This is a genomic window from Mucilaginibacter sp. SJ, assembly GCF_028993635.1.
In the GTDB taxonomy this organism is placed as follows: domain Bacteria; phylum Bacteroidota; class Bacteroidia; order Sphingobacteriales; family Sphingobacteriaceae; genus Mucilaginibacter.
Map to the genome: position 1 here is coordinate 3,298,184 of NZ_CP118631.1, position 22,587 is coordinate 3,320,770.

Below are 22,587 nucleotides of genomic sequence, written 5' to 3' on the forward strand. Positions count from 1 at the left end.
CTTAAAATTAAGACAATAAATATCACCTATAGTATATAACAAACTATATAGTTAAAATCTATAATACATAAATTATAAGTATTCGGGCGGCAGCTTTTAATTTCTATATTTGCATAAACATTAAAAGAAATATCAAAATATGTTAACGATAGGACAAAAATTCCCCGAATTTTCTAAAACAGCGGTAGTAAGCCTTGAAAAAGGTAAAGAGTTTGAAACCCTTACTTCTGAGTATTTAACCAACGATGATAACGTTTGGACTGTAATGTTCTGGTGGCCAAAAGACTTTACTTTTGTTTGCCCTACTGAAATTGCTGAATTCAACAAAAACTTTGGCGAATTCCGCGACCGCGAAACCCGTTTGATCGGTGCTTCTACAGATTCTGAATTCGTTCACGCTGCCTGGAGAAGAGATCATGACGATCTGCGCGATTTGAAATTCCCTATGCTTGCTGATACGTCAAAATCATTAGCTGAAGACCTTGGTATTTTAGAGCCAACCGAAAAAATTGCTTACCGTGCTACTTTCATCATCGACCCTCAAGGTATCATCCGCTGGGTATCAGTTAACGACCTGAGCGTTGGCCGTAATGTGAAAGAAGTATTACGCGTACTTGACGGTTTACAAACTGACGAACTTTGCCCTTGCAACTGGGAAAAAGGTCAGGAAACTTTAACTGTATAATTTAAGCAGAAAGCCGAAGGCTGAAAGCTTAAAGCGAAAGGCTCAAAGCAAAGGAAGCAAAAGCTTTCCGCTTTGGGCCTTTTCTTTAAACGCCAAGCATCATTCTAATTTCTGCTAATTAATTCAACTAACAAAAAGCTTTGGGCTTTATGCCTTTAGCATTCCGCTACAAACAACAGCTTTAGGCCTTCTGCCTTCAGCTTTAAGCTCAAAAAAATGAACGAAAGTACCGAAGTGATCCAGGAGATACTTGAAAGTATCGGATTAGATAAAAATTACCGCACAGCCAGCCTGAGCCTTTTAGAAACCGGCGAATCACGCTACCTGCGCGATCTTAAACTAAATTTTGTCAGCACCCTTACCTCAGCACATTTAAGCAATAAGGAATGCGCCCTGCTTGGTTTGGCTACTGCAGTAAACAACAATAATCTGCCGCTTACCAACTTCTTTACCAAATACGCTAAAGAAAGTGACGCTACCGATGCTGAAATTGGCGAAGCTGTTGGCTGTGCTTCATTACTGGCATCAAACAATGTGTTTTACCGTTTCAGGCATTTTACTCAAAAAGAAAAGTACACCCAGATCCCTGCCCGTATCCGCATGCAGTTAATGGTGAAACCTGTTACCGGTAAAGAGTTTTTTGAACTGGCCAGTTTAGCAGTATCAGCAATTAATGGCTGCGAGATGTGCGTGAATGCACATGAGGATTCGCTTATAAAATTAGGCACCACCGAGGAGCGTATTTTTGATGCAGTGCGTATAGCATCATTGATCACCGCTACAGGTAAAGTTATATTTTAACAAGCTTAACTTATTTTAACAATGAAAAAGGCATGAAATAATAAAATTTCATGCCTTTTTCATAAATAGTATTTTATTGCCCAATAAAATTTGCGTTTATTAATTAAAATCCAGTAAATTTATACCTTAAGATTAAACAAACCCCGGTCGCAATATTCAAATATGTTGTTTATGCGGGAGGAGTTACTTAAATTTTAATTGTTAATTTTTTTTGGGGAAAGCCGTTCCGGTAATAGTGGAACGGCTTTTATTGTTTTAGTGCGAATCCGCAACAGCTTTCAGCTTTTTGAACGGCTGCAGGTAAAGCAACGGTATCGAAAATAACATCACCAGTCCCGATATCCAATAAGCATCATCATACGTTAACAACAATGTTTGCCTGGTAACCATCCCTTCAATAGCCTGGTATGCCATATGGGTAGCGTCAATCATTGATTTGCCTTTGGCCATAAATCCCTGGGTTAGCATATGCAAACGGTCATTAAACGGATTGTTATACGGATTGATATTCACCAGCAGGTTATTGCGGTGCACGCCCTGACGTATATGAATAATGGTAGTAAGCGTAGCAATCCCGAACGAACCGCCCAACTGGCGCATCATATTGTTCAAGCCCGATCCCTGGCCCAGTTCAGGGCCCTTCAGATCGGCCATAGCCAGTGTCGTAAGCGGTACGAACAATAAAGCCATGCCCACCCCACGGATTAACAAGGGCACTAACACGTCTTTTTCGCCGGTAGCCAATGTTGAGCTGCTCAGCATATGTGTAAATACATAAAACAAAAACATCCCTGCTGTAGCCATAAACTGGGCCGGTATGCCTTTATTGAGCATCTTACCTATGAATGGCATCATCACAATGGTACACAAACCACCGGGGAACAACAGCTCACCGGTTTGCTGGGCGTTAAAGCCAAGCAGGTTTTGACAAAATACCGGGAATACGAACACCGATCCATACAAACCAAACCCGAGTATAAAGGATGTGAACATCCCCACAGCAAAACTTCGGTGCCGCAGGATGCTGAAATTTACAATCGGGTGCTCGGTACTCATCTCGCGCCAGATAAACAATATGGTGCCTAATACAGCCGATATGGTTAGTATCAGGATATACGGTTTAGCAAACCAGTCCTCGCTTTCGCCTTTTTCAAGTACCGTTTGTAAACTGCCCACGGCAATGGCCAGCAGGATAATACCCCACCAGTCAACAGGTTTGCCTTTGGCATCCTTAGGTGTTTCCCGCACAAAGGTGTAGGTACAAAACGCAGCCAGCGCTCCTACCGGGATGTTTACATAAAAGATCCATGGCCATGAGTAATTTTCAACTATCCAGCCACCAATGGTTGGGCCCACAGTTGGACCTACTACGGCTCCCAAACCAAATAGCGCGGTTGCAGTACCTATCTGCTCACGAGGCCAGGTTTCAAGTAATATGGCCTGGGCTGTCGAAATCAAACCACCGCCGGCAATACCCTGAATAATCCTGAATAATACCAGCTCATCCATACTGTGCGCGTTACCACATAAAAATGATACGATGGTAAACACTATGATAGATGCCATGAAATAATTTTTACGCCCAAAACGGCCGCCCAGCCAACCCGACATGGGCAATATGATCACGTTTGCTACCGCATACCCGGTAACTACCCAGGCCACATCCTCAAGGGTTGCGCCAAGGTTACCTTGTATGTGAGGCAACGCTACGTTAACGATAGTGGTATCAATCAGCTCCAGTAATGAAGCTGTGATCACCGTAATGGTGATGATCCACTTTTTAAAGCCAGTTTCAGCCATAATGTTATTCTTTAATTACAGATACGTTTACGCTCATACCAGGGCGTAATTTTGCAAGCTCCTCTTTGGTGCCGTTAATTTTGATTTTCACAGGCACACGCTGTACAACTTTTACGAAGTTACCGGTAGCATTATCCGGTGGCAATAGGGAGAATTTAGCACCTGTTGCAGGCGAAAAATTGTAAACCTGGCCTTCCAGCTTCATGTCTGGATAAGCGTCAACTTCAATTTCAACTTTTAAACCGTTTTTGATATTGGTAAGCTGAGTTTCTTTGTAGTTAGCGGTAATGTAAAGGCTGTTATCATTCACAATTGAAAACAAAGTTTGACCAGCCTGTACCAGCTGACCTAACTGTACATTCTTTTTAGAGGCTAAGCCACTTGCCGGAGATTTTACCAGCGTGTAGCTCAATTGCAGCTTTGCATAATCAATATCAACCTGCCTTTGCGATACACCTGTGTGGGTAACCGCTAACTGGCTGCGGGTTGTACCAATTTGCTGAACAGCAGCTTTGTACTGATCCTGCGATGCCCTGTAATTAGCTTTTGCAACATCCAAATCGGCCTTAGCCTGGTCAAATTGTTGCTGGGTTACCGACCCGTCTTTTACCAGGTTGGCGTAACGGTCGTAATCTTTCTGTACTTTTTCTAAATGGGCCAGGTTTGATGAAACCTGGGCTTTTGCACTTGCAGAGTTTGCTTCGTTAGCGAAAATTTGCGATTGATTTACATTAATGCCTGCGCTTGCGCCAACTTGTGCCGCCTGAGCCTGCTCTAATTTTACCTTATAATCGCGGTCATCAATTTTAACCAGCGGCTGACCTACGTTTACATGGGTGTTTTCTTCAAAATAAATTGAATCAACATATCCGCCAACGCGGGCAACTACAGGGCTAATATCGCCGTCAATCTGGGCGTCGTCAGTATCGATGTGCTTGCTGAAATAGATGTATTCTTTTATACCGAAAATTACGCCGCCAATAAGTACAATGCCTAATATGATGGGGATAACTTTGTTTTTCTTTTTCGGTTGTTCCGGTGTTTCTTGTTCCTTTGCCATTTTATTTAAAGGTTTGGTATTATTATTTGTTGATTTTTCCTGTTGATTTTTGTAGCGTGTAATAAGCCAGACCAGCATCGGCTTTAGCCAATTCTAAGTTGATCTGTGCCTGGTAAAGCAATGTTTCGGCATCGGCCCTGTCTGTAGCTGAAGCGATATTGCTTTTGTATTTTGACTCGAGGATCTTGTTGTTTTCACCAGCCTGATCAATAGAGGTTTGTAAAAGTTTAACCTTTTCAAGTGCCTGGGTGTAGCTTTGGTAGCTTTGGTTAACCTCGTTTTTCACACGATCTGTGGTGATACTTTTGTTAATATCAACCTGCTGGCTCTGAATCTGAGCTTCTTTTACCTTATTCTTGTTAGTCCACAACGAGCCGAAGTTCCATGACAGCGTTAAGCCGGCCGATAGCGGGGTAATAAAATTACCGCTTTTAGGTATAGGGTTGGAGCTAACATCTACGTAGTAGCCTGCAACCGAAGCGCCTAAAGTTGGCAGCTCATTAGCTTTAATGCTTTTGATATTGGTTTCGGCAACGCGGCTGCGTAATGCGAATTGCTTAAATTCAGGGCGTACAGCCATTGCTGTATCAAGGTAAGCTGCCAGCGGCGCTACCTGCCTGTCGGCCTCGTTGATCTGGTCGATATTTAGCTGTGTACCTTCGGGTAAGCCTAACAACACATTAAGGTTATAGTTAATGATACGACGGTTAGTTTCCAGGTCAACACCGTTAACTTCAATGTTTGAGCGTTGTAATTGAAAGCGCAGTACATCATTTTTGGTAACTAACCCCTGCTCAAAAAAGCGTTGAGCCTGTTTAATCTGGGCATCAACAGTAGTTAAATTTTGTGCTACTACTTTTTTACTTTGCAATACTTTGTATAAATTGTAGTATGAGCTGATGATGTCATAAGTGATCTGATCTTTATCATTCTCCACATCCAAACGGGCAACCTGTGTAAGCAGGTCGGTTGATTGGCGGGCGTACTTCAATTTGCCACCGGCAAATATGGTTTGGTTTAAAGTAAGGATCCCCAGATAGGCATCAGCGCGATTAGGCAGGTTAAAACTTTCCGAACCTAAAGCCAGCCTGTTCGCCGGAATTTCGGCGTGGTTATAACCGTAGCTTACTTTACCTGTTGGCAGGGCCTCATCTTTAGCCTGATTATATTCAGAAACAGCCTGTTCAACCTTCGAGTTTGATAGCTTTAAGGTTTTGCTGTTTTCGAGGCCAAGTTTAATAGCCTCGTCAAGTGTGATTGTCCTGTCTTGTGCATTTACAGCAAAAGGCAGGCTTAAAACTATGAGGGCGATACTGCCGCGAAAAACGGGCCGTAACACCTGCTTTAATAGCTTAAGGTGATTGGTTTTGTTATTTTGAGTTGTCATGTTCTTTTACTAAATAAGCTTTTAAAAGTCTTTTCATGTATGTTTTAACACGTGGTTTCAGTTCATTTTCCATAAACTTTTCATCACGAATATCATGTCCCAGTATTAATGATGATATCTGCGGCATGTTAACTATATAATTTTTGGTGCCGAAGAGGGTGGCAATTACGAGGGGGATATCAACATCTTTATAAAACAGGCCGTTGTTTACGCCCTCTTCCATAATCCTTTTTACCTCATAAACATTTACCATCAGTATTTCGATGATCTTATCCGTAAGATCTTCGCGTTTGTTCATGGATACTTCCCTGTTGATGAGCTTTTGAAAGCAATTGTTGGCGATAATACGCTCAACGTAATTGTCAATACATTTATCCAGTTTATCCCAGGCCGACATGCTTTCATCATTACCGATGTTTTGCAGCAGCGTGCGGAACGAATTGATTTTGCGTTGAAAAATTGCCAGGAATAGCCCTTCTTTTGATCCAAAATAGTAATTGAGCATAGCCATGTTTACACCGGCTTCGCCCGATATGGTACGGGTGGAGGCACCGTCATAACCCAAATCCGCAAACACCTTTTCGGCTACGTCGAGGATGTGGTCTTTTTTATCTATTTTATCTTTTTCCATTGTTTTAACGGCACAAAATTAATCAAACGATTGATTAAGCGTATCGCTTCGGGGCAGAAAAAGTTAATCGGTTGATTAAGATTACCATCGAATGACAGATTTGTTTGACAGCCGGTTAATAAAACTGCAAAAAATAAAAGTGTTTGTTGAAACATTTAATATGAATCATTAAAAACCTTAACAGATTGATGGTCACGGTAATCGTTTTGTTATATTGTTGATACAGGAAATACAGAATATCTATCTTTCAATATATTTGTTGCTATGAAGCGTATCCACCTCATTGCAGTATTCCTGTTTACAACTGCATTTTCAAAAGCCCAAACCAACCCGCCTACCGATCTCGGTACCATTCAGCAAAACCTTAGAAAGCTTGATGTGCTTGGCAGCGTATTGTATGTTGCGGCGCATCCCGATGATGAAAATACCCGGCTGCTGGCTTACCTGGCCCAGGAAAAGCATTATCGTACCGGCTACCTGTCGCTAACCCGCGGCGATGGTGGGCAAAACCTGATAGGCAATGAACAAAGCGAATTACTTGGTTTGATCCGTACGCAGGAATTGCTGGCTGCCCGCCGGATTGATGGCGCCGAACAATTTTTTACCCGTGCTAATGATTTCGGCTTTTCAAAAGGACCGGAAGAAACGCTTAAAATCTGGGATAAGGAAAAGGTACTGGGTGATGTAGTTTGGGTGATCCGCAAATTCAGGCCGGATGTGATCATTTGCCGCTTCCCAACAACCGGCGAGGGGGGCCATGGGCATCATACCTCTTCGGCTATATTAGCGCAGGAAGCTTTTACAGCCGCAGCCGATCCAAACCGTTATCCTGAGCAATTAAAATATGTAAAGCCATGGCAGGCCAAACGCCTTATGTGGAACACCTTCAGCTTTGGCAGCGTTAATACCACTGCTCCCGATCAATTTAAAATTGATGTAGGTGTTTATAACCCAATCTTAGGTAAAAGTTATGGCGAAATTGCTGCTGAAAGTCGCAGTAATCATAAAACCCAGGGCTTTGGCTCGGCCAAACAACGCGGCGAATCATACGAGTTTTTTAAAACTATTTTGGGCGATGCCCCTCAAAACGATTTGATGGATGGTGTTAATACTTCCTGGAAACGGGTTAAGGATGGCGATGCAATTGCGGCCCTGGCAAGCGTGATCAGCCGTAACTTTATCAGCGAAGCGCCCGAAAAATCAGTACCTGCATTGGTGCAATTACTGGCAAAAGTGGAGAAAGTACCAGACATCTACTGGCGCGAACAGAAAACTAAAGAACTAAGCAGCCTCATTGCCGCATGTGCAGGTTTATGGTTTGAGGCTTATGCTACCGAACCAACTTACTCACTGGGCGATAAGATTGGCGTACGGGCACAGGTGGTTAACCGTTTTAATTATCGCGTTAAAATAAACAACATTGATGCCAATGATAGCTCTTTGGCTTTGCAAAGCACGGAGATCCCATTTAATCAACTGCAAACGTTTGAAACTACTGCCGCTGCTTCCATGCTAACGCAGCCTTACTGGCTGGCTGCACCCCATCCAATAGGTGTTTACACGTTGCCGGATAACACGCTTGCCGGTAACCCCGAAAACCCTGACCTGCCAAAAGTTACTTTCCAATTTATTATTGAGGGTAAGCCCATCAATATCGACCGCCGAATTGTATATAAATACGTTGACCCGGTTAGGGGCGAGGTTTATCAGCCTATTGAAATAACACCGCCTGTAACCGCTAACGTTGAAGACAAGGATTATATTTTCAGTACGCAACAAGCACAAACAATACTGGTAAAGTTGAAAAGTTTTACCAAAGCAAGCGGTACCATCAGCCTGAAACCCGCTGCCGGCTGGAAAATAAATCCCGAAAAAATTGACTTCACCGATAAGGACAAAAATGAGGAATGGTCGGTAGCATTTACAGTTAGTCCAACCGATACCAAAACCAAAACAACCGATCTGGAAGCGGTGGTTAACGCCAATGGCAAACCATTTTCACTTAGTCTTCACCGGATCAGGTATGACCACGTGCCGGCCATTACTTTGTTTCCGACTGCGCAAACAAAGCTTGTTTACCTCGACCTGAAAAACAACGGCAAAAGAATAGGCTACATTGCCGGTGCCGGCGACCAAATGCCCGAAGCTTTGCGCCAGGTAGGCTACGAAGTACACATGCTAAGCGAAAACGAAGTAATGAACGGTGATCTTTCAGGCTACGACGCCATCGTAACCGGCGTACGTGCATACAATGTGAAAGAGCGACTTGCTTATCAGCAATCGAAGTTAATGGCATATGTTAAGAACGGCGGCAACCTGGTAGTGCAATACAATAACAACAATGGCATCGTGGTAAAACAGATAGGCCCATATCCGTTTACCGTAGTGAACAGGAGGGTTACTGATGAAAATGCGGAGATAACTGTCTTAGATCCGCAAAACCCGGTGCTGAATTACCCTAACAAAATAACTAATGACGATTTCAACGGATGGATCCAGGAACGCGGTTTATATTATGTAAGCAATATCGATCCGCAATATAAGCCCATTCTCCAAATGCACGATAAAGGCGAAGAACCACTTAACGGGTCACTTATAGTTGGCGATTATGGTAAGGGCAGGTTTATATACACTTCCCTGGCATTTTTCAGGGAGCTACCTGCCGGTGTGCCCGGAGCTTACAGGTTGTTCATTAACTTGCTGAGCAAGCCAAAGTAAAAGAATAAACGCGTATTGCCGGGCGAAGACATCAGGGTCCTCTATGAGAGACCCTGATGGAACGTTAAAAAATCATGATGACGTATAAAAATATTTTAGCGATAGTGCGTGGGCCGCGTTAGTGATAGTAGCGGATACCGGCCATGTGGCTAATGCCTGTGCAGTATGAGCGGATAGCACGGCCGCAGGCAACGCCCATATTTATGATATTGATCAAAAAACACATTTAAAAATCAACAACTTACAATAACGAAGACAACCGACCGGAGGGAACTCATTAATACCTATATAATTATGAATAATCCCAAACTGTACAAGCAGCCACACAGAACTGCTCTTCTAAGCGGAGATTGCTTCGTACCTCGCTATTAAGGCTATCTTTATCTTTTCCTTTATTAAACGCGACTATTCGGCAAAAAACACTTTATGTTATCAACAGGATGTCAATTTCATCATGTTAACAATTTTTTAATATAAAACTCTTTCAATTACAGTAAATTCTATTTACGTTTGAATTTTTTCTTGATGTAGCTTCAAATAATTTTTACCCTGAAGCACATGTTACGCGTCGACAGTTCCAAACCATGCCAAATTATTTATGCCATTGCCAGGCATGACTACCTGTCGTATGTTATTGAACCACACATTGTTCAGCTTAATCCCAATGGTGAATTTTCATTAACACACCAGCGTTTATTTTCCAATACAGCCAAAGAGTTTTGCGAGTTTCTGGATGATACTGATATCAGATTGATCAAATTGCTGGAGGAGATGGAGCAGGGTAACGTGATCAAAAGGTATTATAAAAAGCCAATCCGCCCGTTCGAGTTTTTCTCCAAGATCTTCAATGAGCAGATGTTCGATATGATCCGCCCCAAACTGGAGAAACGCATTGCCGAGGCCTTATCGTTACTTTGCGGCAAGCAGGTATACCAGATGAGCAAGGAAGGTTATCCCGGCGAGCGTAAGCTTCAGCTGGCTACCGAGGCGGCATCAGTGTTATTTCATTTCAGGCGCAGTGAAGAAGAGATCAGGTATTTCCCTACCATCAAATACCAGGGCATGCGCATTGAGTTCATGTTTAAAAATGCTGAGATCATTTGCAACCACCCGGCCTGGATGCTGCTTGACGATACCCTGTATTATTTTGATAAGGAGATTGAGGGTAAAAAGCTGCAGCCGTTCCTGAATAAGCGCTTCATTGCCATCCCTAAATCATCGGAACAATCATACTTTGAAAAGTTTGTTGCCCCGCTTATCGAAAAGCATAATGTTTACGCTGAGGGTTTCATCATTAATACCGAAAAGTATGATGCCTGCCCTATACTGAAACCTATTTATATTGAAGGCGGCACTTCACAGCTGCAACTTTCTTTTAAGTATGCCGGCTATGTATTTCCTTATGGCGATGGCAGGCACATTTCTGTGCGGATGGAAAAAACGGGCGATGATTACCTGTTTCACCGTATTAAACGTTCAACCACCTGGGAAAAAGGCAAAATGCACCAATTGGAGCAATTGGGGCTTAAAATAGCTTCCTCATTGTTCCAAAACCTTGAAGTTGCCGGCCACGATGAAGATGATGATCGCTCGTTCTCGGTTTTTGAATGGCTTAACCAGCATCATGGTCAGCTTATTGAACAGGGTTTTGAGCTGGAACAGCCCGAAGGGCAAAAACGCTATGTATTTGGCAGTAGTAAAATTGAGCTTGAAGTAACAGAAAATAACGACTGGTTTGATATTAACGCCATGGTGAGCTTCGGCCCCTACCGCATTCCTTTTATCCAGCTTAAAAATCATATCCTCAATCATAAAAAGGAATTTACATTACCATCGGGCGAGATAGCCGTGATTCCCGAAAAATGGTTTTCACAATACGGCAACCTGCTGCACTTTACCGAAGGCAGCAATGATTTAAAACTTCGCCGTCATCATATTGGCCTCATCACAGACCTTGCCGAAGGCGAAATGGCCAACGTCACCATGACCCGCAAGCTGCAAAAGCTTACTAATTTTGATGAGCTTGAGGATGCGCCAATGCCTGTTAATTTTGAAGGTAATTTGAGGCCGTACCAAAAAGCGGGCTATAACTGGTTTCACTTTTTAAAACAATACCACTTTGGCGGCTGCCTTGCCGATGATATGGGTTTGGGTAAAACCATCCAAACTTTATCGCTGCTGCAAAAGCACAAGGAAGATACTGAAGAGGCTGGAGGAAAAGCCACTTCGCTGGTGATCATGCCAACCTCGCTGATCTATAACTGGCTTAATGAGGCCCGCAAATTTGCCCCGCAGTTAAAGCTTATGGTACATACAGGCACCATGCGCTACCGCAGTGCCGAAGTGTTTGCCAATTACGATGTGGTGATCACCACCTATGGTATCAGCCGCATTGATATTGAAATGTTTAAGGGTTTCTTTTTTGATTACGTGATCCTGGATGAAAGCCAGAATATTAAAAATCCGTCGTCAAAATCATACCAGGCGGTTAAACAGCTCAAATCGCGCTTTAAACTGATCTTGAGCGGGACCCCGGTCGAAAATTCGGTTAACGATTTGTGGACACAAATGTCGTTCATTAACCCTGGTTTATTGGGCGCGCAACAATTTTTCCAAAACGAGTTTGTGGCTCCTATAGAAAAGAAAAAGGATGAAGATAAGGCCCGCAAACTTCAGGCTCTGATCAAGCCATTTGTGTTACGCCGCACCAAAGAGCAGGTAGCAACAGAATTGCCACCCAAAACTGAAAATCTTTTCTACTGTCAGATGACCGAAGAACAATCCTCGGTTTATGAAGAGGTAAAATCCGAATACCGGAATGAGTTGCTGAAAAGCCTGGAGGATGGCACGTTCGCTAAAACACAGATCCAGGTATTACAGGGCTTGATCAAGCTAAGGCAAATTGCTAACCACCCTATCATGATTGACAAGGATTATGAAGGCGACAGCGGTAAATTTGAAGATGTGGTGCATACCTTAGGCAACGTGCTTGATGGCGGCCACAAAGTGCTCATATTTTCGCAGTTTGTAAAACAGCTTAGCATTTACCGCGAACATTTTGAGCGGGTTGGCATTCCTTACGTTTATCTGGATGGTGCTACGCAAAACCGGGGCGATGTGGTTAAGCAATTTCAGGAGGATGAAAAAACGCGTGTGTTCCTGATCTCGATAAAAGCGGGGGGCGTAGGCCTTAATCTTACCGAAGCCGATTATGTGTTCATCCTTGATCCATGGTGGAACCCGGCTGTTGAGCAGCAGGCTATCGACCGTACGCACCGCATTGGCCAAACCAAAAACGTGTTCATCTATAAATTCATCACCAAAGATTCGGTTGAAGAAAAGATTTTGGCCCTGCAGCAACGTAAGCTCAGCCTGTCAAGAGCATTAATCACTACCGAAGAAAGCTTTATTAAATCGCTTACCGCCGAGGATATTAAAGAGATATTGGGGTAACCGCCCCCCTAAAGCAACAGGGCTTTAAAGAAAAAGCGATGAGTAATTGGGGCTCATCGCTTTTTTTAGTCATGTTAACTTGCGATCGTTTGCAACGAGCGCTTAATGTGGTTTAGCGTTTAAAACGCGAATCGGGCGATACAATCGCAAGACCATGTTAAGCACTCGTTGTAAACGAGCGCAATATACGATTTAGAGGGGGCTTATTTTAACTTACTCAACGCCGCTTTCACTCTTGGTATCAGCCCTTCAATTTCATGAAGTGGGGTGGCACCTACCGATGCACGGAACCAGTTAACCTCGTCGCCAGTGCCAAAAGCAGAGAATGGAACAAATGCAGCTCCTGCTTCTTTAATCAAATAAAAGTTTATATCTGCCGAATCTTTCAGCACTTTACCGTCCGGAGTGGTTTTGCCGCTGTAATCTATTTTCAGGGTAAGGTAGATAGCGCCCATCGGTTCAATCGAGTCTACATTTAAACCGCTGGCTTTCATCTCCTGGAAACCTTCGTGCAGGGCAGTTAAGCTTGCCTGGATCTTTCCTTTTAAATCGGCAAGGTAACTGTTTACATCAGCCCCATCGGTTAAAAATTTGGCCATAGCCATTTGCTCGGGCTTTGGCGACCAGGCACCCATATGCCCTACTATGGCTTTCATATTTTCTATAACCAATGCCGGACCAAAACCCCAGCCCACGCGTACACCTGTTGCTGCAAAGCATTTTGAACCGCCATCTACAAAAATGGCGTAGTCCTTTAATTCAGGACGAAGGGTTACCGGATCGTAATGTTTATGCTCACCAAAAGTTAACTGCGAGTAGATTTGATCGTATAATAAATACAGTGGTTTCTCACCCGCTGCACGGCTCTTGTTTTCGGCAATTACAAGGTCGCAGATCTCTTCCAGGTCCTTTTTGCTGAACATAGTACCGGTAGGATTTAAAGGCGAACACAACGCCAGCAAAGCCGCTCCTTTTAAATGCGGGCGAATATCATCTGCCGTAGGCATAAAATTATTTTCAGGAGCGGTAGGGATAATCACTGCATCGGCATTCAGCAGATCGCTGTAATGGTTATTGTTCCATGACGGTGCAGGGAAAACCACTTTTTCGCCGGGGTTAACTACCGCCAAAAATATAGAATAGATCAGCGGGCGCGAACCTCCGGAAATCAGGATTTGATTTGGCGCATAATCAAGCCCTAAGCTTCTTTTTAAAAACCCGCTTACGCTTTGGCGCAGATCAAGCATGCCATCAGCAGCCGGGTAGTTGGTTTGATTATGATTATAGGCGTCAATAATCTTTTCCTTTAGAGGAGTTGGAATAGGATAAATATTGGAATCGAAATCGCCGATGGTAAGGTTGGCGATATTCTGGCCTTGTCGTTTTAATTCGTTGATCTCGCCCGCAATCTTGATGATCTCCGAGCCATGCAAATTTTGAGCTAATAAGGAAACACTCATGGATTTATGTATTTATGAGCGGCAAAGATAGGAAGAAAGCTAAAAGCAAAAGGCCTAAAGCTGAAAGCTTTTTTGCTTCCGGCTTTAGGCCTTTTGTTAATCTTATCGCTTTCAGCTTTTAGCCTTCGGCTTTAAGCTCTCTATAAATACGCTTTACGCAATTTAATTATCCGCATCCAGTGCATGAGTTTCATTACGGGGTAAACCGGGTCTATCTCAAACCATTTGGCGCCAAAATTGGCTTTGTTGGGGTGTTTGTGGTGATTATTCTGAAACAGCTCGCCCAGCATTAAAAAATCAAATGGAGTTGTGTTTTTTGATTTATCGCCATTATCAAAGTTTTGATAACCGTATTTATGACCACACCAGTTTACGATAGCGCCATGGATTGGGCCCATTAAAAAGTGAATAGGGATCAGCAGGTACATCCACCAGGCGGTAGCGAACTCCACATAAAATAAAACATACAAAATACCGAACGAGATACGGGATACAATTGATGAACCAATTAAATCGACAAAACGCCATTCAGGAATATTACCTTTAAAACGCTCCTCCGGATCCTTCAGTTTCCTTACATGCAGGCTGTAGCTTTTAGCAGTATAAACCATCATCTGGAAAACATCTCTAAAAAAATGAGGCGAATGCGGATCCTTTTCGGTATCGCTATATGCATGGTGCTCACGGTGCATAATGGCATAGGCCCTTGGGTTTAAAAATGACGATCCCTGGCAAACATAAGTGAGCAGGTAAAACATTCCTTCGTAAAATTTATTGGTAGTGAACATTTTGTGAGATGCATACCTGTGCAGGAAGAACGTTTGAAAGAATAGCGACAGAAACCAGTGCGCTATGAAGAATATGATAATAACCATTGAATTGTAGAAAATAGACTTATTTATAATCTTTCCAAAGATACAATTTAAAGCCTTATAAAGTTTTTAATATGTGAATAATGATATCAGCGTCAATAAAAAATGCCGTTCCTGGCATAGAAACGGCATTTGTTTAAAAAAGTTGTTTTACCGGGATTATAATAATTCAAACTGTTCGGCCAATAAGCGGTACGATTCCAGCCTATCCTCAAAATTTTCAGTTATTGTAACAGCCATAATTTCATCCACCTCATAATCATTGGCAAGCCAGCTTAATTTGAGCTTTAGCTCAGTAGGCGAACCCGCAATTACCCGGTAACGGTTATAACGGATGCGCTCCTGTTCGGTTGGGGTATACTCCACATCTTTTACATCCTCATAGCTTAGCGGCACTATTGGCCCACCTTTTTCAAACTGCAGAAAGCGATGGTCCATCACGGCCTGGTGCTGCCTAACCTTTTCCTCATCTTCAGAACAAAAGATAAACACAGCCACGTTGGCTTGTGACTGTTGTAAGTCATCCGACGGTTGAAAACGTTCCTTGTACATTTTAACACTTTCGGGGCCACCGTTAGGGTTAATAAAATGAGCGAAGGAAAAACCCATGCCAAAATGTGCCGCAAACAAGCCGCTTTGCCCGCTTGAGCTTAGCAACCACATGTTAGGCACGGTTTTAATCTGCGGGATAGCCCTGATACGCGCTTGTATGGTTCCCGGTTCGTAAGTATCATGAAAGTAATTCTGCAGATCGGCCAGTTGCTCAACAAAGTCCTGCTCCCTGAACTGATTTGAAGGATTCAGCGCGGCGGCTGTAATCCTGTCGGTACCCGGCGCGCGGCCCATTCCAAGGTCAATCCGGCCGGGAAACAGCGCTTCCAGCATCCGAAAGTTTTCGGCAACTTTTAGTGTACTGTGGTTAGGCATCATAATACCACCCGAACCCATGCGCATGTTTTTAGTTTCACCTGCCAAATGGGCTAATAACACTTCGGGCGTTGAGCCTGCTATAATACCCATATTATGATGTTCTGAAATCCAAAAGCGGGTATAGCCAAGGGTATCGGTATATTTTGCCAGTTGTATGGTTTCCTGTATGGCCTGCTCGGCAGTAGCCCCTTTTCTAATCGGCGACTGGTCGAGCACGCTCAGTTTAATCTTGTTTGTGCTCATATCTATTGTGAACACAAAAATAAGCATCGGGTTGGAGGTGGGCTTTATAGCCGGGCTTTTATGGCATTGCAATTACTATTACTGCTGCATCAATTTTGCCCCTGGTAATAAATAAGCCCCGCCTGGTGAGCGGGGCTAAACATAATTAACTATTTATAATTGATTTGAAAAAATCCGTATTGATTACGAGCATCCCATTGAGTTGCCGCAGTTTAAGCATTTGTAACAGGTACCCGAACGAACCGTGGTATGCCCGCAAACGTTGCAGCTTGGCGCATCACTTTGCACACCCATACTAACATCGAAAGATAAGCCTTTTCTTTGAGCATTAATAGAATTATCTGAAGATTGCGTAGATGGCTGGTACGCATTGGTTTCATCGGCATTAAAATCCTCATCACCCATTTGCGGGTTTCCCAATATGCCGTTTTTATCGGTTATAATGTGTACAAGGTCGGTGCGGTCCTGGTATTCATAGCCCAGCATCCTGAAAATATAATCGATAATGGAGGTTGCACTTTTAATATTGGTATGCCCTACCACCATTCCCGCCGGCTCAAAACGGGTGAATGTGAATTTTTCCACGTACTCCTCCAGCGGAACACCATATTGCAGACCGATGGAAACAGCAATGGCAAAACAGTTCATCAATGAGCGGAAGGTTGCACCTTCTTTATGCATATCTACAAAAATCTCGCCCAGGGTACCATCCTCATATTCGCCGGTACGCACAAATACGGTTTGCCCGTCAATACTGGCCTTTTGTGTAAAGCCCCGGCGTTTATATGGCAGGTGCTTCTTTTGCACCACGCGCGAAAGCTGGCGCATAAAATTGGTATCCTTCGATTTTTCCATGATGGCCATGGCTGCTTCAATAACCTGCTCGGGTGTCAGATCGCTCAGTTTTACGTTGGCCGCTTCCCCTAATACTTCTTCAACCGTATCCAGCTTGTCATCGGCTTCTTCCTTAACGTCTGATTTGGTTGACAGCGGTTGAGATAGTTTACAGCCATCACGATAAAGTGCGTTGGCTTTCAGGCCCAGCTTCCACGAAAGCTCGTAGCAATCTTTGATCTCATCAACTTTGGCTTCGTTTGGCAGGTTGATGGTTTTTGAAATGGCACCCGAAAGAAATGGCTGCGCTGCTGCCATCATTTTGATGTGCCCATGGGCATGGATGTAGCGCTCTCCTTTTGCGCCGCATTTGTTGGCGCAATCAAAAATAGGATAGTGATGTTGTTTCAGGTACGGCGCTCCCTCGATGGTCATAGTACCGCAGATATACTCGTTAGCTTCTGCAATTTGTTTTTTGCTGAAACCAAGTGCGCGCAGTACATTAAAATCTGGCGCGTTATATTGCTCGGCCGTGATGCCCAGGCGTTTCAAACATTCTTCGCCCAGCGACCAGATATTGAAAGCAAAACTGATCTCAAAGGCAGATACCAGGCCTTTGTCCAGTTTTTCCAGTTCATCATCATTAAAACCTTTGGCTTTAAGCGTATCTATATTGATATGCGGAGCACCTTTTAGGGTTGCTGCACCTTTGGCATAATTAACAATGGCGGTAACCTCATGTTCCTGGTAACCTAAATTGCGCAAAGCCTCCGGTACGGCCTGGTTAATAATTTTAAAGTAACCGCCGCCCGATAGCTTTTTAAATTTCACCAGTGCAAAATCCGGCTCGATACCCGTAGTATCGCAATCCATCACCAAACCGATAGTTCCCGTTGGAGCGATAACGGTGGTTTGGGCGTTGCGGTAGCCATATTTTTCGCCCATTTCAACAGCCTTGTCCCAGGCATTGCAGGCAGCTGAAAGCAGGTAATCGGGACAATGTTTTGGGTTAATACCCGGAGGGGTAATTTCCAGTCCCTCGTAGTTTTCGGTAGAGTTATACGCAGCATAGCGATGGTTGCGCATCACCCGCATCATGTGCTCCTTATTATCATTATAACGGCTGAAAGCACCCAGCTCACGAGCCATTTCGGCTGAAGTTGCATAGGCAGTGCCGGTCATGATGGCGGTGATAGCGCCGCCAATAGCACGCGCTTCATCGCTGTCATAAGGAATGCCGTTCACCATCAGGGCCGAACCCAGGTTGGCATAACCAAGGCCAAGCGTGCGGTAATCATAGGATAATTGTGCTACTTCTTTTGATGGGAATTGAGCCATCAATACGGAGATTTCCAGTACAATGGTCCACATGCGGCAGGCATGTTCAAAACCCTTTACATCAAATACACGTGTTTGCGAATTAAAAAAATGAGCAAGGTTGATGGATGCCAGGTTACAGGCCGTATTATCCAAAAACATATACTCCGAACAGGGGTTAGAAGCGTTGATGCGCCCCCCTTCCGGGCATGTATGCCACTCATTAATAGTGCTATCAAACTGCACTCCCGGATCGGCACAGGCCCAGGCTGCAAAAGCGATATCGTCCCACAGTTTTTGCGAGGATATGGATTTAACGGTTTTGCCGCTCATCCGGCTGGTTAAATTCCAGGCCGAGCCGGTTTTAAGCGCTGTGAAAAAGCTATTGGGAATGCGTACCGAGTTATTGGAATTTTGACCGGATACCGTACGGTAGGCTTCGCCTTCATAATCAGACGAATAACCTGCGGCTATCAGGGCTGCAACTTTCTTTTCCTCTTCTACTTTCCAGTTCACAAACCCCTCAATTTCGGGGTGGTCCAGATCAAGGCAAACCATTTTGGCTGCCCTGCGGGTTGTCCCGCCCGATTTGATGGCTCCCGCCGCCCTGTCGCCAATTTTCAGGAACGACATCAGGCCCGATGAATAACCACCGCCCGATAGTTTTTCACTCTCGCCGCGGATCTTAGAAAAGTTTGTGCCTACGCCCGATCCGTATTTGAAAATGCGGGCCTCACGAACCCAAAGGTCCATAATACCGCCCTCGTTCACCAAATCGTCATCAACAGAAAGGATGAAACAGGCATGAGGCTGCGGGCGCTCATAAGCTGAAGTTGACTTGCTCAACTGTTCCGTTACCGGGTCGACATAATAATGCCCCTGTGGTTTGCCGGTAATGCCGTATGAGGTATGCAGACCGGTATTGAACCATTGCGGTGAGTTTGGAGCGGCCTGTTGCCCAACAATAGTATAAACTATTTCATCATAAAAGATCTCAGCATCTTTTGGTGAAGCAAAATAACCATATCGCATGCCCCAATCCTTCCAGCAGTTGGCCATACGGTGGGCAACTTGTTTAATGCTTTTTTCAGATCCGGTTGAGCCGTCGGGTTGAGGTACGCCTGCCTTACGGAAATATTTTTGAGCCAGGATATCAGTAGCCACCTGCGACCAGCCCGCCGGCACCTCAACATCGTTCATTTCAAATACAGCATCGCCTGAGGGGTTACGGATCACCGACGATCGCTTTTCATATTTAAACAGGTCGTAAACACTGGTACCTTCTTTGGTGAAATAGCGTTCGGCTTTGAGCCCCTTTTCCCCGCTTGCCGCGGGCGCCTTCCTGGTAATGTTTTTAGCCATAGCTTTACAGATTATGATAAAATTAACTGAGTACGTGCAACACTAAAAAGGTTCAGGGGTTTTAAATCAAATCTATTAGTATGCTAAACAGCATAATAGCCGGAGTTTTCCACATGCCTGGAATAACATGCATCCCTTGTTCTTATACAAGAGAAATTAATTGATTTTTAAATACTTGCAGTGTTGATAATTAAGAATTGATGTACTTTTTAAGAAAAAAGACATATAGTTTTAACCATGCTCAATCACTGTGTTTTAGCCTGCCGGTGCCAGTCTTGTGAGGTTGCCTGAGCACGGGTAACTTGTGCCTTCTACCAGCAAAGTTAAAGCACAAGTCTCCCACACACAGCCCCAAACTCAAGACTTGCGCTAAAAAGGAGGTTGCCTGTGTGTAAGGTTGACTCTTGCCTTCTAAAACAAAAAGCCTCCGGATTACTCCGGAGGCTGGGTTAATTGTTATATTAAGATCAGTCAACAATTACATCTCTAAAAAATGGTCGAAAGTATCGCTGCGGATACCTAACCTTAGGGTTTCAAGCGGAATGATATCCATTGGGGCGATATTACCCAAACTCACATTTGCACCTATCAATTTAATGAACCAAACTTGCTGTGCTTTTTGAGGCGCTTCCCAAATAATAGTCCCTTCAGGGATCTGGGTCAGGATCTCATCAATTAACCCCTGGCGTACTTCTCCCGAATCACGATAAATCCCTACATTTCCGCTTTCACGTGCTTCAGCAATTACTTTCCATGAGCCGGCCTCAATTTCGGCATTCATCAGTTTGATCCATTTATAAGGGGCGAAGATCTTTTGAACATCTTTTGAACCCACTTCGGATATTACCGTAACCTGTTTGGCCAGCTCGCTGATATAATTACATTTTACATCATGCTCAATAGTGATCGAACCATCGGATACTTCGCAATGTTCCAACTGGTATTTATCCAATAAACGGCGGTAATCGTCAAACTGGTTACGTACAATAAAGGCCTCAAACAGGGTGCCCCCAAAATAAACAGGGATCCCGGCCTCTCGGTAGAGCTTTAGTTTTTGCTCAAGATTAGGGGTTACATATGATGTAGCCCAACCCAGCTTTACAATGTCGGTATACGGCCCACCAACTTCAATAAAATCTTCAACCTGGCGCAAGCTAAGGCCTTTATCCATAACCATGGTTATGCCTTTATCACGGGGTTTAGTTGTACGATCAGGAAGATGATTAATAGTGTAGTTCATTGTAAGTATTTGTTATAGCCTATAACTAAAAGTTCTAACGAGGCAAAGGTCGCAACAAATATGCAGATGTGCAAATTTCAAATGTTAAATGATTTTAAAGCTCATGGTAAATTCATTGTTGGTAGTAAGTTGTTGATTGAGTTGATTAGGTGAGTGGGTTGATATACCGTCATCTTGCGGCCGCGCGTTATCTTAAAACACGAAAAGACACATATTATATGCGTCTTTTCATGTTTTACCATATTTTAAGAGATAGAACCATTCACCTAATCAACTCAATCAACCATTCTCCCTACTTAGTATACCTGTTGATAATATCCACAATCACTTTATTCTTTTGCAATTGTGGCAGGTAATCAAACAGGATGTAATGTTTTTCCGGATCGGCTGCTAAAGCATACTCCAGGTTATTAAGGGCTTCATTGTATTCGCCTTTGGCAAACAGGTAGGCCACCATACGGTAGTAAAGCTCAGCAGCTTCGGGGTTATTTTTGATAGCCTGGGCTATAATTTCAATAGCTTCATTGAGCTTTTGCTGCTCATAAAGTATCGATGAGTAATCCAGCCAGGCATCAATGTCAAGCGGATTTAGCTCAACCACCTTTTCGTAAGCCTTTTCTGCTTCATCTAAATGCCCGAGCTTATATTCGGCATCGGCAATAGCAAACCAGTAATCGGCATTGGCGATGTCAAGGTCAAGCGCCTTTTTATAAAAGTGCAGGGCCTCAAAATACCGCTCCTCAAAATCAAGGGTTACACCTATCCCAAACCAGGCATCGGCCAGCTTTGGATCCATCTTAACCGATTTTTTGTAGAAGGCACGCGCATCATCCATTTGCTCCAGCTTTTCGTAGCATTCGCCAATGGCACAATACGTATCGGCATTGGGCTGCTCATACTCAAAGGTGTGGCGGTACACTTCTATAGCTTCAGCATATTTTTCAAGGTTAACCAATGCATTGCCTTTGTTAAAATAGGCCGACGCAAAGCTGTCCTTAATTAATATGGCATAATCATATGCATCGATAGCTTTTTCAAACAAGCTCAGCTTGGTATAAGCGTTGCCTAAGTTATACCAGGCCGCATAGCTGTAGGGCTCGTTATCGATATATTGCTGATAAAACTGCACACTTTCCTGCTGGTTATCCATTACGTCGTAGCAAAAAGCCAGCTCGTAAAGGGCATCCTGGTTTTCCATATTTTGCTTAAGGCAAAGCTTAAGATAGGTTATAGCAGTATCATAATCGCCCATATTTTGATAAACGTAGGCTATGTGCAGCAGGATCTCGTCGGTCTCTTCGGCAAGGTCAAGCGCTTTTTCGTAATTTTCCAGCGCCTCGGAGTAACGCTCCAGGCTTTCATACAGGTTACCACGGATGATATAAATATCCGCGTCAGATGCTTCGAGCATAGCAGCTTGATCCAGTGCGGCAAAAGCCTCCGGAACCTTGTTGCTTACCACAAGCAGTTGGGCCTGTTTAATCAGGAAAATTGCCGCAAAAGGGTGCTGGCTCCGCGCGTACTCTGCTACCTGTAATGCCCTGGCCGGATCATTCTTTTCGATGTAGTAGTCGATAATGTTCTCAAACGCCTGGGCATCAAAAAAGTACAAGTCCTGATTTCTGATCATTTCCTCGTACCGTTCTACCGAGAATTTTGGGTCTTCGGTAAAACCAAATTCAAATTCTTCTTCCATTCAATTTTGTTTGCAGAACATCCGCTTTAGGTTGACAAATTGCCTTGTAAAGACTTATTGAGTTCAAATTACAATAAGTAAGCATCCAAAATGCAATT

The 22,587-nt window shown here is 43.8% G+C and carries 14 protein-coding genes; 4 read left to right on the top strand and 10 right to left on the bottom strand.

Translation table 11 applies throughout. The features are described from left to right. Positions 1-139 precede the first annotated feature (139 nt). Together MusilaSJ_RS13150 and MusilaSJ_RS13155 are read left to right on the top strand one after the other, a co-directional pair. Positions 140-685 (top strand): peroxiredoxin, encoded by a 546-nt coding sequence (locus MusilaSJ_RS13150; RefSeq protein WP_090535023.1) that lies wholly within the window; start codon positions 140-142, stop codon positions 683-685. A 216-nt stretch (positions 686-901) separates the two neighbouring features. Beyond that, positions 902-1,486: a carboxymuconolactone decarboxylase family protein gene (locus MusilaSJ_RS13155; protein WP_274990361.1), complete on the top strand. Its 585-nt coding sequence runs from the start codon at positions 902-904 to the stop codon at positions 1,484-1,486. A 255-nt stretch (positions 1,487-1,741) separates the two neighbouring features. Here the strand turns inward: MusilaSJ_RS13155 and MusilaSJ_RS13160 are convergent, their stop codons facing one another. Genes MusilaSJ_RS13160 through MusilaSJ_RS13175 form a run of 4 tightly spaced genes read right to left on the bottom strand, consistent with a single transcriptional unit; the run spans position 1,742 to position 6,364 of the window. Further along, positions 1,742-3,286, bottom strand: a complete 1,545-nt coding sequence (locus tag MusilaSJ_RS13160) for a DHA2 family efflux MFS transporter permease subunit (RefSeq protein WP_274990362.1) — start codon at positions 3,284-3,286, stop codon at positions 1,742-1,744. Positions 3,287-3,290: 4 nt separating this feature from the next. Further along, the gene (locus MusilaSJ_RS13165; protein ID WP_091173137.1) at positions 3,291-4,346 is read right to left on the bottom strand and encodes an HlyD family secretion protein; all 1,056 of its coding nucleotides are present in this window, start codon (positions 4,344-4,346) and stop codon (positions 3,291-3,293) included. 22 nt (positions 4,347-4,368) lie between these two features. After that, positions 4,369-5,733 (bottom strand): TolC family protein, encoded by a 1,365-nt coding sequence (locus MusilaSJ_RS13170; RefSeq protein ID WP_274990363.1) that lies wholly within the window; start codon positions 5,731-5,733, stop codon positions 4,369-4,371. Beyond that, a complete protein-coding gene (locus MusilaSJ_RS13175; RefSeq protein ID WP_274990364.1) occupies positions 5,717-6,364 on the bottom strand; it encodes a TetR/AcrR family transcriptional regulator in 648 nt (215 codons plus the stop codon). Before MusilaSJ_RS13175 ends, MusilaSJ_RS13170 begins: the two co-directional genes overlap by 17 nt. Positions 6,365-6,628: 264 nt before the next feature. Here MusilaSJ_RS13175 and MusilaSJ_RS13180 point away from each other — a divergent pair, with 264 nt between their 5' ends. Both MusilaSJ_RS13180 and MusilaSJ_RS13185 read left to right on the top strand, forming a co-directional pair. After that, the gene (locus tag MusilaSJ_RS13180; protein ID WP_274990365.1) at positions 6,629-9,082 is read left to right on the top strand and encodes a PIG-L family deacetylase; all 2,454 of its coding nucleotides are present in this window, start codon (positions 6,629-6,631) and stop codon (positions 9,080-9,082) included. Positions 9,083-9,640: 558 nt separating this feature from the next. Beyond that, positions 9,641-12,535, top strand: a complete 2,895-nt coding sequence (locus tag MusilaSJ_RS13185) for a DEAD/DEAH box helicase (RefSeq protein ID WP_274990366.1) — start codon at positions 9,641-9,643, stop codon at positions 12,533-12,535. Between the two features lie 203 nt (positions 12,536-12,738). Here the strand turns inward: MusilaSJ_RS13185 and MusilaSJ_RS13190 are convergent, their stop codons facing one another. The 6 genes from MusilaSJ_RS13190 to MusilaSJ_RS13215 all read right to left on the bottom strand — a co-directional run bounded on the left by MusilaSJ_RS13190 (position 12,739) and on the right by MusilaSJ_RS13215 (position 22,489). After that, entirely contained in the window at positions 12,739-13,995 is a 1,257-nt protein-coding gene (locus MusilaSJ_RS13190; protein ID WP_274990367.1) for a pyridoxal phosphate-dependent aminotransferase, read from the bottom strand. Positions 13,996-14,135: 140 nt separating this feature from the next. Next, a complete protein-coding gene (locus MusilaSJ_RS13195; protein ID WP_274990368.1) occupies positions 14,136-14,870 on the bottom strand; it encodes an acyl-CoA desaturase in 735 nt (244 codons plus the stop codon). A 156-nt stretch (positions 14,871-15,026) separates the two neighbouring features. Next, positions 15,027-16,040, bottom strand: a complete 1,014-nt coding sequence (locus MusilaSJ_RS13200; RefSeq protein WP_274990369.1) for an LLM class flavin-dependent oxidoreductase — start codon at positions 16,038-16,040, stop codon at positions 15,027-15,029. A gap of 183 nt (positions 16,041-16,223) precedes the next feature. Then, entirely contained in the window at positions 16,224-19,553 is a 3,330-nt protein-coding gene (locus tag MusilaSJ_RS13205) for a vitamin B12-dependent ribonucleotide reductase (RefSeq protein WP_274990370.1), read from the bottom strand. Between the two features lie 478 nt (positions 19,554-20,031). After that, a complete protein-coding gene (locus MusilaSJ_RS13210; protein WP_274990371.1) occupies positions 20,032-20,793 on the bottom strand; it encodes a phosphosulfolactate synthase in 762 nt (253 codons plus the stop codon). A gap of 292 nt (positions 20,794-21,085) precedes the next feature. Continuing rightward, the gene (locus MusilaSJ_RS13215; protein ID WP_091172989.1) at positions 21,086-22,489 is read right to left on the bottom strand and encodes a tetratricopeptide repeat protein; all 1,404 of its coding nucleotides are present in this window, start codon (positions 22,487-22,489) and stop codon (positions 21,086-21,088) included. Positions 22,490-22,587: the final 98 nt, after the last annotated feature.